This window comes from Kitasatospora sp. NPDC057904 (assembly GCF_042887925.1).
In the GTDB taxonomy this organism is placed as follows: Bacteria; Actinomycetota; Actinomycetes; order Streptomycetales; family Streptomycetaceae; genus Kitasatospora.
Genome location: NZ_JBHVOL010000036.1, coordinates 57,883 through 72,714, shown reverse-complemented (window position 1 = coordinate 72,714; position 14,832 = coordinate 57,883). Strand labels below are relative to the sequence as shown.

General features: G+C 72.7%; 15 protein-coding genes and 1 riboswitch. Of the genes, 7 read left to right on the top strand and 8 right to left on the bottom strand.

The features are described 5' to 3' along the window. Positions 1-1,231 precede the first annotated feature (1,231 nt). Entirely contained in the window at positions 1,232-2,704 is a 1,473-nt protein-coding gene (locus ACFVSN_RS42480; RefSeq protein WP_387958850.1) for an MFS transporter, read from the bottom strand. A 127-nt stretch (positions 2,705-2,831) separates the two neighbouring features. On the opposite strand from ACFVSN_RS42480, the gene ACFVSN_RS42475 reads away from it, so the two are divergent. After that, positions 2,832-3,365: a winged helix-turn-helix transcriptional regulator gene (locus ACFVSN_RS42475; protein WP_387958848.1), complete on the top strand. Its 534-nt coding sequence runs from the start codon at positions 2,832-2,834 to the stop codon at positions 3,363-3,365. 196 nt (positions 3,366-3,561) lie between these two features. On the opposite strand, the gene ACFVSN_RS42470 is transcribed toward ACFVSN_RS42475, so the two are convergent. From ACFVSN_RS42470 to ACFVSN_RS42445, 6 genes are all read right to left on the bottom strand, one after another. After that, positions 3,562-4,767, bottom strand: coding sequence for an alpha/beta hydrolase family protein (locus ACFVSN_RS42470; protein ID WP_387958847.1), 1,206 nt, complete (start codon positions 4,765-4,767; stop codon positions 3,562-3,564). A gap of 149 nt (positions 4,768-4,916) precedes the next feature. Further along, positions 4,917-6,101 carry a thiolase family protein gene (locus ACFVSN_RS42465; RefSeq protein ID WP_387958845.1) on the bottom strand — a complete coding sequence of 395 codons (1,185 nt, stop codon included), beginning with the start codon at positions 6,099-6,101 and terminating at the stop codon, positions 4,917-4,919. 188 nt (positions 6,102-6,289) lie between these two features. After that, positions 6,290-7,342, bottom strand: coding sequence for a serine hydrolase domain-containing protein (locus tag ACFVSN_RS42460; protein ID WP_387958843.1), 1,053 nt, complete (start codon positions 7,340-7,342; stop codon positions 6,290-6,292). A gap of 182 nt (positions 7,343-7,524) precedes the next feature. Then, a complete protein-coding gene (locus ACFVSN_RS42455) occupies positions 7,525-8,400 on the bottom strand; it encodes a glycoside hydrolase family 19 protein (protein WP_387958854.1) in 876 nt (291 codons plus the stop codon). Between the two features lie 158 nt (positions 8,401-8,558). Continuing rightward, positions 8,559-8,972: an HIT family protein gene (locus ACFVSN_RS42450; RefSeq protein ID WP_387593590.1), complete on the bottom strand. Its 414-nt coding sequence runs from the start codon at positions 8,970-8,972 to the stop codon at positions 8,559-8,561. A gap of 152 nt (positions 8,973-9,124) precedes the next feature. Then, positions 9,125-9,820 (bottom strand): MSMEG_1061 family FMN-dependent PPOX-type flavoprotein, encoded by a 696-nt coding sequence (locus ACFVSN_RS42445; protein ID WP_387958842.1) that lies wholly within the window; start codon positions 9,818-9,820, stop codon positions 9,125-9,127. Between the two features lie 128 nt (positions 9,821-9,948). Between ACFVSN_RS42445 and ACFVSN_RS42440 the strand changes: the two genes are divergently transcribed. Further along, positions 9,949-10,263 carry an antibiotic biosynthesis monooxygenase family protein gene (locus tag ACFVSN_RS42440; RefSeq protein ID WP_380438915.1) on the top strand — a complete coding sequence of 105 codons (315 nt, stop codon included), beginning with the start codon at positions 9,949-9,951 and terminating at the stop codon, positions 10,261-10,263. Positions 10,264-10,326: 63 nt separating this feature from the next. Here the strand turns inward: ACFVSN_RS42440 and ACFVSN_RS42435 are convergent, their stop codons facing one another. Continuing rightward, complete coding sequence (locus tag ACFVSN_RS42435; RefSeq protein ID WP_380438917.1) at positions 10,327-10,572, bottom strand: SCO4226 family nickel-binding protein; 246 nt, start codon at positions 10,570-10,572, stop codon at positions 10,327-10,329. 273 nt (positions 10,573-10,845) lie between these two features. Further along, positions 10,846-10,973, top strand: a riboswitch (FMN riboswitch). A 210-nt stretch (positions 10,974-11,183) separates the two neighbouring features. On the opposite strand from ACFVSN_RS42435, the gene ACFVSN_RS42430 reads away from it, so the two are divergent. From ACFVSN_RS42430 to ACFVSN_RS42410, 5 genes are all read left to right on the top strand, one after another. After that, entirely contained in the window at positions 11,184-11,906 is a 723-nt protein-coding gene (locus tag ACFVSN_RS42430) for a riboflavin synthase (RefSeq protein WP_387958840.1), read from the top strand. A 56-nt stretch (positions 11,907-11,962) separates the two neighbouring features. Beyond that, complete coding sequence (locus tag ACFVSN_RS42425) at positions 11,963-12,550, top strand: nicotinamide mononucleotide transporter family protein (RefSeq protein ID WP_359963820.1); 588 nt, start codon at positions 11,963-11,965, stop codon at positions 12,548-12,550. Next, a complete protein-coding gene (locus ACFVSN_RS42420; RefSeq protein ID WP_387593584.1) occupies positions 12,547-13,830 on the top strand; it encodes a bifunctional 3,4-dihydroxy-2-butanone-4-phosphate synthase/GTP cyclohydrolase II in 1,284 nt (427 codons plus the stop codon). The genes ACFVSN_RS42425 and ACFVSN_RS42420 overlap by 4 nt, the downstream gene beginning before the upstream one ends. 61 nt (positions 13,831-13,891) lie before the next feature. Continuing rightward, entirely contained in the window at positions 13,892-14,365 is a 474-nt protein-coding gene (ribH, locus tag ACFVSN_RS42415; protein ID WP_380438923.1) for a 6,7-dimethyl-8-ribityllumazine synthase, read from the top strand. 184 nt (positions 14,366-14,549) lie between these two features. Continuing rightward, positions 14,550-14,822, top strand: a complete 273-nt coding sequence (locus ACFVSN_RS42410; protein ID WP_030242547.1) for a phosphoribosyl-ATP diphosphatase — start codon at positions 14,550-14,552, stop codon at positions 14,820-14,822. Positions 14,823-14,832 lie beyond the last annotated feature (10 nt).

The following is a 14,832-nucleotide window of genomic DNA, read 5'->3' as shown; positions in this document are numbered from 1 at the left end:
GACTTCCTCAACCGCCTCAGCAGAGACGATCACGTCGCTCATCAGGTGTTCTTCCTTGATCGGGAGTTACACCGAAGACCGTACAGACCCCCCCGATCCGGCAAGCGAAGTCGGTAGGGCTCCCTGCTCTCACAGGTCGACTCTCCGAGAGCCACAGGCAGTCGATGCGACCGGCTTCTCACGCGGCCGGACAGGCCACGGGAAGTCGTCCTGGCCGACTTCCTCCGCCGGCCCGTTGCCCTGGTCGGTATCGCCGGGGTCGTGGGAGGTCGTCCTGGCCGACTTCCTGTGTGGCGGGCTCGGTTGTGGCGTGTCGATTTCACCGGCTTGCTCCGCTGGCCCGCTGCCTCGGCTGGTATCGCCAGGGTTGCGGGAGGTCGTCCTGGCCGACTTCCTGTGTGGTGGGCCCGGTTGTGGCGTGTCGATTTCACCGGCTTGCTCCGCTGGCCCGCTGCCCCGGTCGGCATCGCCGGGGTCGCGAGAAGTCGTCGTGGCCGACTTCCTGCGCGGCCTGCTCGTGCACGGGATTTGATCTCGCGGACTTGCGCCCTGCGTTTCCATGACTCCGCGCACGCGAGAGGAGGCCGACGTGGCCGACTTGTTCTTCCGGCCCCCGACTGCCCTCACACACAGCGACGGAAAGTCGGCCGAATCGACTTTCTGCACTGGCGGCCGCCCGCGTCTTTCGACGCCGGCTGGCCGTGGGGCGCAGGCTTGCCTGACGCTGAGACGCTGGAAGTCGGGCGGGTCGACTTTTCGGTCCGTTCCTCCCGGCTCGGTTGAGCGCTCTGGGTTGGGGTGGGGCACCAGGAGTCGGGTGGGCCGACTTTTGGTGCGGAGTGCGGGCCTCGTCGCTTGGGTGGATTCTGGCTCTGCTGGGGCAGGGGGCGCGCTGGAAGTCGGTTGGGCCGACTTTTGGCTCCGGGGTGGGGGGCGTGGGTCGGTTTGGTTTTGTGGTCCGGGTTGGGCTCGTGGGGGGCGCCAGGGGTCGGGTGGGCCGACTTTTGGCGCGGGGTGGGGCTTCGTCGTTTGGGTGGCGTTTGGCTCCGGGATGGGGCGTCGGCCGGTTCGGTTTTGTGCTCTGTGTTGGGCAGGCGGAGGCGTGAGAAGTCGGGCGGGCCGACTTTTGGCGCGAGTGGGGGGAGCCGCCGGGCCTGGACGATTGGGTTGGTGGCGTTCTGCTGTGGTGGGGCGGCGCCAGAAGTCGGGTGGGGCGACTTTCTGTGGGCCCTCAACTGGTGGGAACTCGCTCCCGTGTCGGGGCCTTCGCCCCCTCCGCGGCTCCCGTCCTGCGGGATTCGGCAGCGCGGGAGGCCAGGGCCAGCAGGGCTCCGGCGAAGCACAGGACGGCCGCTACGACGACGGCGCGGTCGGTGCCCGCCGCCAGGGCGCGGGCCGCTGCCTCGTGGCCGGGGGTGGTCGGGTGGGCGGAGGCGGCCACGGCCACCGTGACCGCCACGCCCAGGGCCGAACCCACGTACCGGGACGTGTTGTTGGCGCCGGATCCCATGGCCGCCCGGTGGGCCGGGACGCTGCTCACCGCGAGCCGGGCGAGGGCGGCGTTCAGCACGCCGCTGCCGATGCCCGCGACCGCGAGCCCGGGCGCCAGCCGTGCCCAGGTGGAGTCCGGGCCCAGCCCGTACAGGCCGGCCTCGCCGATGCCGCAGATCAGCAGCCCGACCGCGACCTGGGTGGTCGCCGCCAGGTGGGCCGCGAGCCGTCGGGCCTGGAGGGCGGCGAGGACCGAGAGGCCCGACCAGATGGCCAGCACCCCGCCGACCGCCAGCCCGGAGAGGCCGAGGACGCCCTGGAGCAGGGTGGGCAGGTAGCTCATGAAGCCGACCATCGACAGCCCGGTGAACATCGCCCCGCCGGTGGCCGCGATGAAGCCGGGGCTGCGGAACAGCGAGAGGTCCAGCATCGGCTCCCGGACCTTGGCTTCGACCAGGGCGAACAGTGCGAGCAGCAGCACCCCGGCCGCCAGCAGCACCAGTACTGCGGGCCGGCCCCAGCCGGTGCGGCCCTCGGCCAGTCCGGCGATCAGCAAGGTCGTTCCGGCGGCGAGGGTGAGGACGCCCCAGGGGTCGAGCGGGCGCGGCCGGTCGGCCCGTGACTCGGAAAGGACGGCCGAGGCGAGGGCCGCGAGCGCCGCGGACACGACGGCGAGCCCGCCGCCGACCGCCCGCCACCCGGCCCACTGCGCGACCAGCGCGCCGTAGACCGGGCCGATCGCGATGCCCAGGCCGACCGCCGCACCCCACACGCCGAGCGCCCTGATCCGGGCCGGTCCGGGTGGGAACGCGTGGCTGATCAGCCCGAGCGCGGGCGCCAGGATCGCCGCCGAACCGGCGCCGAGCAGCACCCGGGCGGTGAGGTAGGCGGCGCCGCCGGGGGCGAGGGCGGCGAGCGCCTCGGAGGCGGCGAACAGCAGTACGCCGAAGGTGAAGACGCGCTTGCGCCCGTGGTCGTCGGCCGCGCTGCCGGCGGTGAGCAGCAGGGCCGAGATGCCGACGAGGGTGCCGGTGAGGATCCAGGTGCGGCCGCCGGCCCCGAGGTGGGCCGCCTCGGCGGTGGCGGCGAGCGAGGCGGTGGGGGCGGTGTAGGCGACGGTGACCAGCGCGGTGGCGACCGCGGCGGTGAACAGGGTGGCACCGGGCCGGACGGGCACGGGGCCGGTTACGGGGCCGGTTGGTGCGGGGGACATCGGCGTTCCCTCCGGGAGCGGCGGTGGGTCCAGTGGGTCTGGTGAATGAACCTGCTTTCCGGGCAGCACGCTACCACCAAGAGTCTGTTGATTGAACCCACTGGGCGACTGGACTACGCTGACCGCCATGGCGCTCGGAACCGACTACGAACTGCAGGACTGCGCACTCGCCCGCGCCCTGGAGGTGGTCGGCGAGCGCTGGAGCCTCCTGATCGTGCGTGACGCCTTCTACGGCGTGCAGCGCTTCAACGACTTCCTCGTCCACCTCGGCATCCCGCGGGCCGTCCTCACCGCCCGCCTCAACACGCTCGTCGCCGCCGGCGTCCTGCGCAAGGAGCCGTACCAGTACGCGCCGCTGCGCCACGGCTACCTGCTCACCGAGGCCGGACTCGAACTGTGGGCGCCGCTCTACCTGTTGAGCCGCTGGGGCGGTCGGCACGCCACCCCGGACGGTCCGCGCCACCTCTTCGCGCACGCCGCCTGCGGCACGGACCTCGACCGCACGGGCGCGTGTCCGCACTGCGGCCGGTTCGTCCCGCCCGCCGAAGTCGTGATCCGGCCCAACCCCGGCCGCGGCGGCGCCCCGCGCACCGACCCGGTCTCGCTCGCGCTGGCCGGCCCGCACCGGCTGCTCGAACCACTCGCCTCGGCCGCTTCCTAGCCCGCCCGGGCGTTCCCTGGCCCACCCGCCCGGCTGCCGTCTGGCCTGCCGGTCGCCGCCCACCCGCCCGGTCGCCGCCTGCCCCGCCCGGCTGCCGTCCGGCCTGCCGGTCGCCGCCCGGCCCCGCCGGGGCGCGGGGACGCCGACGAGGCCGCCGGCACCGTGCCGACGGCCTCGCGACGCTCGCGGCCGGCGCCTACGAGTGGAAGCCGACCTCCGGGTTCTCCGCCGTCGGCCCGTCGAGGATCGGCTGGTCGACGCCCTTCAACTGCAGGTCGAAGAAGGCCGCGACGTACTCGCGCGTGAGCGAGAGCGCGCGCCGGGCGGGGATCGTCCGGCCGGTGTCGGGGAGGCCGAGTGCGTCGAGGAACAGCGGGAAGTCGGTGAACGAGGGGTGGTTGGTGCCCGCGACGGTCAGCCAGCGCTTCCAGCCGTCGAGGTTGGGCCAGCTCTCGGTCCAGCTGGTGTCCTCCTCGCCGTCCGGCAGGGGGTGGCCGATCATCATGAACGGCTTGCCGCCGATGCCGGAGGCGGGCACGGTGACGTCCATGCTGCCGTCCAGGTCCACGCCGGCCTGGATCCGGTCGTCGGTGAGCAGGGCCGGGACGGTCGCCGCACCACCGGCGGAGTGGCCGGCCATGCCGATGCGGTCGGGGTCGATCATGCGCGAGTAACGCCAGGCGGGGTGGGGGTGGGCGGTCAGCTGGTCGAGGACGAAGGAGGCGTCCTTCGCGCGGCTGCGGTCCAGGCCCGCCCAGGCCTCCGGCGTCTTCAGCTGGCCGCACATGACGCAGGGGAGCGTCTGCCCGTCGGGGAAGGTCGTTCCGGTGTTCTCGTAGGTGTGGTCGATCAGCGCGACGACGTAGCCGCGGCTGGACAGGTCCTCGGCGAGGCTGGTCAGCGAGGTGCGCGGCATCGTGAAGCCGGGCGAGAGGAGGATCAGCGGGTACCGGCCGGGCGCGGGGCGCGCGTCGGACTCGGCCCAGGTCCGGGTGGCGGTGATCGCCTCGGTCGGGATGGTGTTGCCCGGCAGCTTCGCGTCCAGCAGCATCCGCGCGGCCTCGGGCGTCATGTACGGGGCCGGGCCGCCGGTGCCCGCCTTGGCGGGGTAGTACATCGACACCATCAGCTGGCGCGGACCCGCCGACGGCACCCACGGGTCGGGCCGGTCCTGGTCGACGAGGTGCAGGATCTCCCGCCCGACCGCGTGCGGCCCGGTCGGGCGCGGGAGTTCGACGTGGACGGCGGCCGGCGTGGTGGCCGGGGTGCCGGCGGTGCCGGGAGAGGTGGCCGCGGCGGCCGCGGGTGGGGAGGCGGCGAGCGCGGGTGCGGCGGCGACGACGGACAGCGGCAGGGCGAGCAGCAGGGCCGCCGCCGCGGCAGTGCGACGAATTCCGGTCATGCGAGGACCGTATGTGCCGCGCAAGGGAATTGACGTCGCCTCAGCGGCGTAGGGGTTCCACCGGAGAGTACGACGGCCGTCGACATACGGCCCCTACGGGCACCCCTAGGGGTGCACCGGCCCCGCCGTCGGGCGACCGACTCCGGGCGTCAGGCGATCGACTCCAGGATCGTCGCGTTCGCCAGGCCGCCCGCCTCGCACATCGTCTGCAGCGCGTACCGCGCGCCGCGCCGGCGCATCTCGTGGACCAGGGTGGTCATCAGGCGGGTGCCGCTCGCGCCCAGCGGGTGGCCGAGGGCGATCGCGCCGCCGTTGACGTTGAGCCGGGCCGGGTCGGCGCCGGTCTCCCGGAGCCAGGTCAGGACGACGCTCGCGAAGGCCTCGTTCACCTCGAACAGGTCGATGTCGGCGAGCGAGAGCCCCGAGCGGCGCAGCACCTTGTCGGTGGCGGGCAGCACGCCGGTGAGCATCAGCAGCGGGTCCGAGCCGGTGACCGCGAAGGAGTGCAACCGGGCCAGCGGGCGCAGGCCGAGCCGGGCGGCGGTCTCGCTGCTGGTGATCAGGACGGCGGAGGCGCCGTCGTTGATCGGGCTGCTGTTGCCCGCCGTCACCGACCACGAGATCTGCGGGAAGCGCTCCGCGTAGCCCGGGTCCTCGAAGGCGGGGCGCAGCCCGGCGAGCACCTCGGGGGTGGTGCCCGGCCGCACCGACTCGTCCATGGTCACGAGCCCGTTCGGGGTGGGGACCAGTGCGAGTTCGGCCGTGAACAGGCCGTCCGCGTGGGCCCGTGCCGCCTTGGCGTGCGAGTCGGCGGCGAAGGCGTCCATCTCCTCGCGCGAGATCGACCACTTCGCGGCGATCAGCTCGGCGCTGACGCCCTGCGGGACCAGCCCGCCGGGGTAGCGGGCGGCGACGGACGCGCCGAACGGATCGGCGCCGGGCGGCACGTTGGACCACATCGGCACGCGGCTCATCGACTCGATCCCGCAGGCGACCACGATGTCGTAGGCGCCCGCGATCACGCCCTGCGCGGCGAAGTGCACCGCCTGCTGGGAGGAGCCGCACTGCCGGTCGACCGTGGTCGCCGGGACGGAGTCCGGGAACCCGGCCGCGAGCCACGCGTAGCGGGTGGTGTTCATCGCCTGCTCGGCGACCTGGTCGACGCAGCCGCCGATCACGTCGTCGACCAGGGCCGGATCGATGCCGCTGCGCCCGATCAGGGCCTGGAGCGTGTGCGCGAGCAACTCGACCGGGTGGACGCCGGCCAGCGAGCCTCCCGGCTTGCCCTTGCCGACGGGGGTGCGGACGGCTTCGACGATCACGGCGTCACGCATGACGGCCGCCCTTCTTGGGTGTTGGGGACCTGAGAGGGTAGTTGGAAAAGCAAACTCACTATAGATCTAGTGAGTTCGAGAATCCAACCCTATCGGGCTCGTCGCCGCCTCGCCGCTTCCGCCTCTCCGCTTCCGTTCCCCTCCGGTTCCGTCCCTCCGCTTCTGCCGCTTCCGCCTCTCCGCGCCGGCTACACCGCCGTCGCGAACTCGTTCTGCAACCTGCGCAGCAGCGCCGTCCCCGCCGAATCGGCCGACCGCCCGCTGTTGACCAGGACTACCACCCCCACCTGCTTCTCCGGATCGAAGGCGACGAAGGACCGGAACCCGCCCGTGCCGCCGTTGTGCCAGATCTGGAGGTGACCGCCCTGCTGGGTGTGCAGGCGGTGGCCGAGCCACCCCAGGTGCATCCAGGCGAACGGGTTGACGCGGTGCCGCACCTCCCTGGTGAGCGAGATCGCGGGCGCCAGCGGCCCGTCCGGCTCGCGGCCGGCGGCCAGCTGGGCCCGCAGGAGTATCGAGAGGTCGGCGGCGGTCGAGCGGAGCGCCCCCATGCCTCCCAGGTCGGCGAGGTCCCAGTACGGCACCGGCCGTGCGGCCGCCGAGTGCCCCCGGGCGAGCCGGTCGGAGTGCTCCTCACCGGGCGTCACGACGGTGTCCCCGAGCCCGAGCGGCGCGCAGACCTCGCGGCGCACCAGCTCCTCGTACCCGACCCCGGCCCGCTCGGCCAGCGCGAGACCGAGCAGCCCGGCGCCGAGGTTGGAGTAGCGGAAGCTGCGCCCGGGCGCCGAGCGCAGCTTGGTGCGGCCGAGTCCGGCGAGGACGTGCTCCGCTGTGCAGTGCGCGTACGGATCGGACCGGCGCGAGGTGAACAGACTGGCCACCAGGACGCCCCGGGGCAGGCGGGGGAGTCCCGAGGTATGCGTGGCGAGGTCCTTCAGGGTGATCTCCCGACCGCCCCGGACGGGGAGCGCGGTGCCGCCGGGGAGCAGTGCGGCGACCGGCTCCTCCAGCGCGGTGGAGCCGTCGAGCACCATCCGGGCGAGCGCGAGCGAGGTGAACACCTTGGTGACGGAACCGATTTCGAACAGCGTGCGCGGTCCGGGCGCGCCGCCGCCCGGACCGGTGCGCCCGGCACCGTGGATCTCCACGGCGCCGCCGGCCAGCCCGGCGACCACCGCGCCGACGTGCTGGCCCGCGAGCCGGTCGGCCGTCCGCTGGACGAGGCAGGCGAGTTCGTTCATGACTGTGAGCCTAGGCCCGCCCACCTGCCGATTCGTCAGCCCTCATGGTGATCTGCGCCGCCTCCCCGTGCGTCCCCGGGAGTACGCCCCGCTGCGCTCGCCGAAGTACAGGCGAAGTACGGGCGGAATGCGGGGCGACGTACGGGCCGGGCGAAGTACGGGCGAAGTACGGGCGGGGCGCGTCAGCAGGTCAGGTTCGCCCCCGGATCCACGCCGAGGAGCTGCGCGAACCCCTGGTACAGGCTGACCCGGTGCTGCATCTGCGCCGGGTTGTTGCCGTTGCACTCCAGCGTGCCGTTGATGCTGCGGATCGTCTCGCCGAAGCCGGCGCCGTTGACCATCGCGTCGTGCGCGGTCATGGTGCCCGGCCCGTTCTGGGTGTTCCAGTACCAGAGGCCGGTCTTCCAGGCGACGGCCGGATCGGTCTCCACCAGGCCCGGACTGTCCAGCAGGTCGATCCCGAGCGAGTCCCCGGCGGCCTTGTAGTTGAAGTTCCAGCTGAGCTGGATCGGCCCGCGCCCGTAGTACGCGGCCTGCCCGGCCGGGCACCCGTAGGGCTGCGAAGCGTCGCAGTAGTGCGGGTAGTTGGCGGTGTTCTGCTCGACGACGTAGACCAGCCCGCCGGTCTCGTGGCTGACGTTGGCGAGGAACGCGGCGGCCTCCTGCCGGCGGACGGTGTCGCTGCCGGTGGTGGTGAAGCCGGGGTAGGCGGGGAGCGCGTCGAGGAGGCCCTGGTAGGTGTAGAAGGGGTTCCGGTTCGGGAACATCTGCTCGAACTGGGCCTGGCTGACCGGGAATCCGTCCGGACCGGGCTGGGTGGGGGTCGGTGTGGGCGACGGGTCGCCGGAGCCGCCGCAGGCGCCCTGGTCGGACCAGACGCCGGAACCGCCGGTACTGGGCGGCTCGTTCTGAGTCCACCACTTGGCGGTCCAGTTGTGCCCGCCGTACGAGACGGCGGCTCCGCCGGTGTACACGGCCGAGGAGCTCCACGGCGTGCCGCAGGTGGCGGCGCCGGCGCCGGCCGGGAAGAGCAGGAGGACGGCCAGCGCCGTCGTCATGGCGGAGAGCAGCGCGAATGCGCGTTTGACTGACACGTCATCACCCTCGTGCAGTGGGGGAGTTGTGGGGGTGATGACGACTGAACCGCTATGGTCTATACCTGTCAAGGGGTTTGGTCAAAGGCGCTTACGAAATCCGAAAGGGACCCCGCCCCGCCCTACGGCGCCAGTGCCGCCCGCAGCCGCGCCGCGACCTCGGCCGCCGCAGCCTCGTCCGGGTACGTCCCGCGCGGCCAGAAGAAGCCGCGCAGCCCGTCCCTCGGATTGCGCGGCACGACGTGGACGTGGAGGTGCGGCACCGACTGGCTGATCCGGTTGTTCGCCGCGACGAAGCTCCCGGCCGCGCCCAGCCCGCGCTCCACGGCGGCGGCCACCCGCTGGACCCGCAGGAAGAACGGCCCCACGTCGGCGGCCGGCAGGTCGGCGAGGGTGCGGTGGTGGGTGCGCGGGACGACGAGGACGTGCCCGGGGAAGAGCGGTCGGCGGTCCAGGAAGGCCACCGCCGCCTCGTCGTCCAGCACCCGGTGCGCGGGCTCGGTGCCGGCGACGACCGCACAGAAGACGCAGTCCATCCGCCCATTCAAGCCGCCGCCCGCGGCCCGGGCACCTCCGCCGCGCGAACGGACGCAGGCGGAGCGAACCGGAGCGAACAACGTGAACCGACGCGAACCGGCGCGGACGGATGCGGGCCGACGCGGACGGACAGGCCGGGCTCCGGCAGCCCCTACTCGTACCGGTACTGCAGCGCGTCCCGCTCGTCCTGCTCGATCATCTCGATGGTCAGCCCGCCGTCCCGCAGGTGCGAGAGCGTGACCGCCGCCGAGCTCGGCTGTGCGTCCTTGGCGAGCCAGTTCTCCGGCTTCCACGCCGAACCGCGCAGGAACGACTTCGGGCAGTGCGCGTACACCTCCTCGACGCCCACGACGATCGCGCTGCGCGGCGGCTTGCCGACGGCCGTCAGCCGGCGCAGCAGCTCCGGGTCGGTGGACACGCAGGCCCGCCCGTTGACGCGCAGGGTGGTGTCCCGCCCGGGGACGACGAAGAGCAGCCCGACCCGGCCGTTCTCCAGGATGTTGTTCAGGGTGTCCAGGCGCTTGTTGCCGGTGGCGTCCGGTATGGCCAGCGTGTACTCGTCGAGCACCGAGACGAGCCCGGCCGGCCCGCCGCGGGGCGAGACGTCGCAGCGGCCCCCGGCGTCGGAGCTGGCCACGAAGACCATCGACGAGCAGGCGATCAGCTGCCGCGCGACCTCGTGCAGCCGGTCCACCTGCTTCTGGCGCGCCCGTTGGCCGGGCTGTTCGTAGACCTCGCGCAGCTGCTCGGCGGTGCGCAGGGCGCCGGCGTCGAGCGCGGCGAAGAGGCCGTGCGGCCCGTCCTGCCCGGCGGTTGACGGAAGGGAAGTTTCCGATGTGCTGGTCATACCGGCGAATCTAGCCGGGCGGGTCAAGGCACCGGCCGGGGCGAATCCGAGTCCACCCCTCCCCACCAGCGCTTTTCCGCCGATTCCGCTGATAATGGGGCCAAGGACTTCCGCGGGAGGTGGTGGTCGTGATCGTCAGGATCTGGGCCGGGCAGGTCATGGCCGGGCGCGTCGAGGAATTCTGCACGCTGCTCACGACGAAGGTGATCCCGCAGCTCGGCAGCACCGACGGCTGCCTGGGCGGCGAGCTGCTGCGCTCGGTGACCGAGGACGGGCACCGGGTGCTCGTGGTCAGCCGGTGGCGCGACGAGGAGGCCCTGCGCGGGTACGCCGGGCCGATGTGGCGGATCCGGCCGGTCTGGTCCGAGGGGGAGCTGAGCTACCTCGCGCACCCGCCCGTGGTCAGCCACTTCATGCCGATCGCCGCACCCGCCAGGCTCTGAGGCCCGCCGGGCTCGGCGGCCCGCCAGGTTCTGGGGCCCGCCGGGCTTTGGCACTCGGCGGCCTCAGATCTGCAGCGGCACCGGGTGGATCTCGTCCGCCGGGTGGCCCGTACGCGTGTGGACGCGCTGCACGGCCTCCTTGGACGGCGCGTCGGAGAGGCAGTACACCGTGCCCGATTCGGGGTCGGCCCACGCCTGCTCGAACCGCACGCCCTCGTCGCCCTGAACCGCCAGGTCGGCGTCGTGGGCCGCCTTGAGCTGGTCGCCGGTGATCCCGGCCATCCCGTGGTGGACGTCCATGAACTTCATCGTTCTCGCCTCCACAGCTCCGGACCCCGGAGCTTCCTCACCTTCCGTGAACACCCCCACCATCACCAGCCTGCGCCCCCACCCCGCCGACCACCACCGCACGGCCGCGCGCCCACGGTCGCCCCGCGATCACGAGCGCCCCGCGACCACGAGCGCGCCGCGACCACGAGCGCGCCGCGCATTCCCCGCCCTCACGTGAAACAGCCCACAGCGAAAGCCTCTCGCTGGCCTTGCGCGCGCCGTGGCACAATGACCGCAACAGCAGTGACGTTCAGCGCACTCCGGGGTCGGTGAAAATCCGAACCGGCGGTTACAGTCCGCGACCCGTCCGCAGCCAGCGGGCGGTTGACCAGGTGAAATTCCTGGACCGACGGTTAAAGTCCGGATGGGAGGCGTGCGCGGGCGGACGAAGAGCAGTACCCGTGGCCCCCCGGTGGTCCGCGGGAAGGTGGACGGCGGGAGCGCACGCGCTTCCGTGCCGGGCGAGCGATCTCCCGGCTGCTGCGGTACCCCGGAGACGGGTGTGCCACCGGCTCCGTGCACCGGTGCCCGTCCGTGTCATCTCCCCTTGCCGCCCCGGAGTCCGCGCCCCAAGCGCGAGGAGAACCCGGGTGTTCACCGGCATCATCGAAGAGCTCGGCGAGGTCGTGTCGATCGAGGAGATCGGCGACTCCTCGCGAATCCGCCTGCGCGGCCCGGTGGTTTGTTCCGGTGCGCGTCACGGCGACTCGATCGCGGTCAACGGCGTGTGCCTGACGGTGGTCGACACCCCCGAGCAACTGGCGGCCGGCACCGGCGAGTTCAGCGCCGACGTGATGGCGGAGACGCTGCACCGCTCCAGCCTGGGCGAGCTCGCACCGGGCTCGCCGGTCAACCTGGAGCGCGCCATGGCGCTCGGCGACCGGCTCGGCGGCCACCTCGTCCAGGGGCACGTCGACGCGACCGGCAGGCTGCTGGCCCGCGAGCCCGGCGAGCGCGACGCGGCCGGCGAACTCCGCTGGGAGGTCCTGCGGTTCAGCCTCCCGGAGACCATCTCCCGCTACCTGGTGGAGAAGGGCTCGATCACCGTCGACGGCGTGAGCCTCACCGTGGTCGAGGCCGCCCGCGACAGCTTCACCGTCAGCCTGATCCCCGCCACCCTCGCGCTGACCACGCTCGGCGCGAAGACCGTCGGCGCGAGCGTCAACCTGGAGGTGGACGTGCTCGCCAAGTACGTGGAGCGGCTGCTGGAGTCCCGCACCCTGCCGAACCTCCCCAACCTCCCCAACCTGAACGGCCTGAACGGCCTGAACGACCTCGACACCGCGAACGAAACCACGGGGGAATCCAAGTGAGCTGGCTGAGCTCCGAAGCCTTCACCGTCCTCGGCGAGCACGTGAAGTGGGCCGACATGATCGGCAACGTGTTCGGCCTGACCGGACTCGCGCTCGGCTGGCGCCGCTCGGTGTGGAGCTGGCCGGTCCAGCTGCTCTCCGGCGCCGTGCTGATCGCCGCCTACCTGGGCGGCCATGTCCCGGGCCTGATCGGCAAGCAGCTGATCGTCATCGTCACCGCCGCCTGGGGCTGGGCCCAGTGGCAGCGTGGCCGCCGGGACACCGGCACGATCGCCGTGCGCTTCGCCACCTGGCCCGAGCGGGCGGCCCTGGTGGCCGGCACCGCCGCCGGGACGGTCGCGCTCGGGCTGCTGTTCAAGGCCTACCCGACGCTCTCCTGGAGCCCCTGGTCGGACGCCTACATCTTCGTCGGCACGCTGGCCGCGATGGTCGCCCAGGCGCGCGGCTGGCTGGAGTTCTGGTTCGCCTGGATCGCCGTCGACGTGGTCGGCGTCCCGCTCGCGTTCAACAGCGGCTACACCTTCTCCGGCCTCACCTACTCGATCTACTTCGTCCTGGTGCTGCTCGGCCTGCGCGCGTGGTGGCTGAGCACCCGTGAGCAGCGTCCCCAGTCCGCCACCGTCCCGCAGGGAGTCACCGCATGAGCCGCCAGAGCAGCTTGACGACCCGTCAGAACGACGGCGACGCCGACGAGTTCGTCCTCGACCCGGTCGAGCGGGCGATCGCCGACATCGCCCTCGGCCGCGCCGTGATCGTGGTCGACGACGAGGACCGCGAGAACGAGGGCGACATCGTCTTCGCCGCCTCCGCCGCGACGCCCGAGCTGATGGCCTTCACCATCCGCTACAGCTCCGGCGTGATCTGCGCCCCGATGACCGGCGACGAGCTCGACCGGCTCAAGCTGCCGCCGATGACGCAGGTCAACGAGGACCGCAAGGGCACCGCGTACGCCGTCTCGGTGGACGCCCGCGAAGGGGTCGACACCGGCATCTCCGCCGCCGACCGCGCCCGCACCGTCCGCCTGCTGTCCTCGGCCGGCACCGAGCCCGGCGACCTCACCCGCCCCGGCCACGTCTTCCCGCTGCGCGCGGTCGAGGGCGGCGTGCTGGTCCGCCCCGGCCACACCGAGGCCGCGGTCGACCTGGCCCGGCTCGCCGGGCTGGCGCCGGCCGGCGCGATCGCCGAGGTGGTCAACGACGACGGCACCATGGCCCGCCTGCCCGAACTGGTCGCCTTCGCCCGCGAGCACGGCCTCGCGATCATCTCCATCGAGGACCTGATCGCCTACCGCCGCCGCACCGAGCTGCACGTCGACCGTGCCGCGACCACCGCCCTGCCCACCGTCCACGGCGAGTTCACCGCCGTCGCCTACAAGGGCACCATCGACGGCGTCGAGCACATCGCCCTGGTCGCCGGCGGACTCGGCCCGGACGGGCGGCTGCCGGAGGGCGAGGACGTGTTGGTGCGCGTCCACTCCGAGTGCCTCACCGGCGACGTCTTCGGCTCGCTGCGCTGCGACTGCGGCCCGCAGCTGGAGGCCTCGCTGCGCCGGGTCGCCGAGTCCGGCCGCGGCGTCGTCCTCTACCTGCGCGGGCACGAGGGCCGGGGGATCGGCCTGGCCCACAAGCTGCGCGCCTACGAGCTCCAGGAGCAGGGGCGGGACACCGTCGACGCCAACCTCGACCTCGGTCTGCCGGCCGACGCCCGCGACTACAGCATCGGCGCCCAGATGCTCGTCGACCTCGGCGTGCGCTCGCTGACGCTGCTCACCAACAACCCCGAGAAGCTCACCGCGCTCACCGAGCACGGCCTCAAGGTCAAGGGGCGTGAATCGGTCGAGGTCGCGCCGGGCGAGCACAACCTGCGCTACCTGCGCACCAAGCGCGACCGGATGGGCCACGACCTGCCCGGCCTCGGCTCCTGACCGCCCCGAGCCCACCCGCACCAACCCACCCGCACGACGCACAGGACAGGAAGTAGCGAACATGAGCGGCCACGGAGCCCCCGAGCTGACCATCGACGGCGCCGCCGACCTCAAGGTCGCGGTCGTCGCCGCCCAGTGGCACGACCAGGTGATGAACGGCCTCCTGGACGGCGCCCACCGGGCGCTCAAGGAACTGGGCGTCACCGAGCCGACCGTGCTGCGCGTGCCCGGCACCTTCGAGCTGCCGGTGGCCGCCAAGCGCCTCGCCGACCGCGGCTACGACGCCGTGATCGCCCTCGGCGTCGTCATCCGCGGCGGCACCCCGCACTTCGACTACGTCTGCCAGGCGGCCACCGCCGGCCTCACCCAGGTCAGCGTGGACACCGGTGTTCCGGTCGGCTTCGGCGTGCTGACCTGCGACAACGACGAGCAGGCGCTCGACCGCGCGGGCCTGCCCGGCTCCGCCGAGGACAAGGGCCACGAGGCCGTCACGGCCGCCGTCGCCACCGCGGTGACGCTGCGCGACCTCGGCTGACGCACGCGTCACCGAGCGCATCACCGATCGCGCCGGCACGCGAGTCACCGATCGCGCCGCCACGCGCGTCACCGATCGCATCACCACGCGCGCACGGTCCCGGACCGTGGACGTCCAATGGACTGTCCACGGTCCGGGACCGTTTACCGTCGGTCCGCCCGCACGCCGTAAGGTGAGTCCCATCATGGCTTCGAAGACATTCGAGGAGCTCTTCGCCGAGCTCCAGCAGAAGGCCGCCACCGGCGACCCCTCGTCCTCCCGCACCGCGCAGCTCGTCCAGCAGGGCGTCCATGCGATCGGCAAGAAGGTCGTCGAGGAGGCCGCCGAGGTCTGGATGGCCGCCGAGTTCCAGTCGGACGAGCAGACGGCCGAGGAGGTCTCGCAACTCCTCTACCACCTTCAGGTGATGATGATCGCCCGTGGCCTGACGCTCGACGACGTCTACAAGTACCTCTAACAGACCGCTC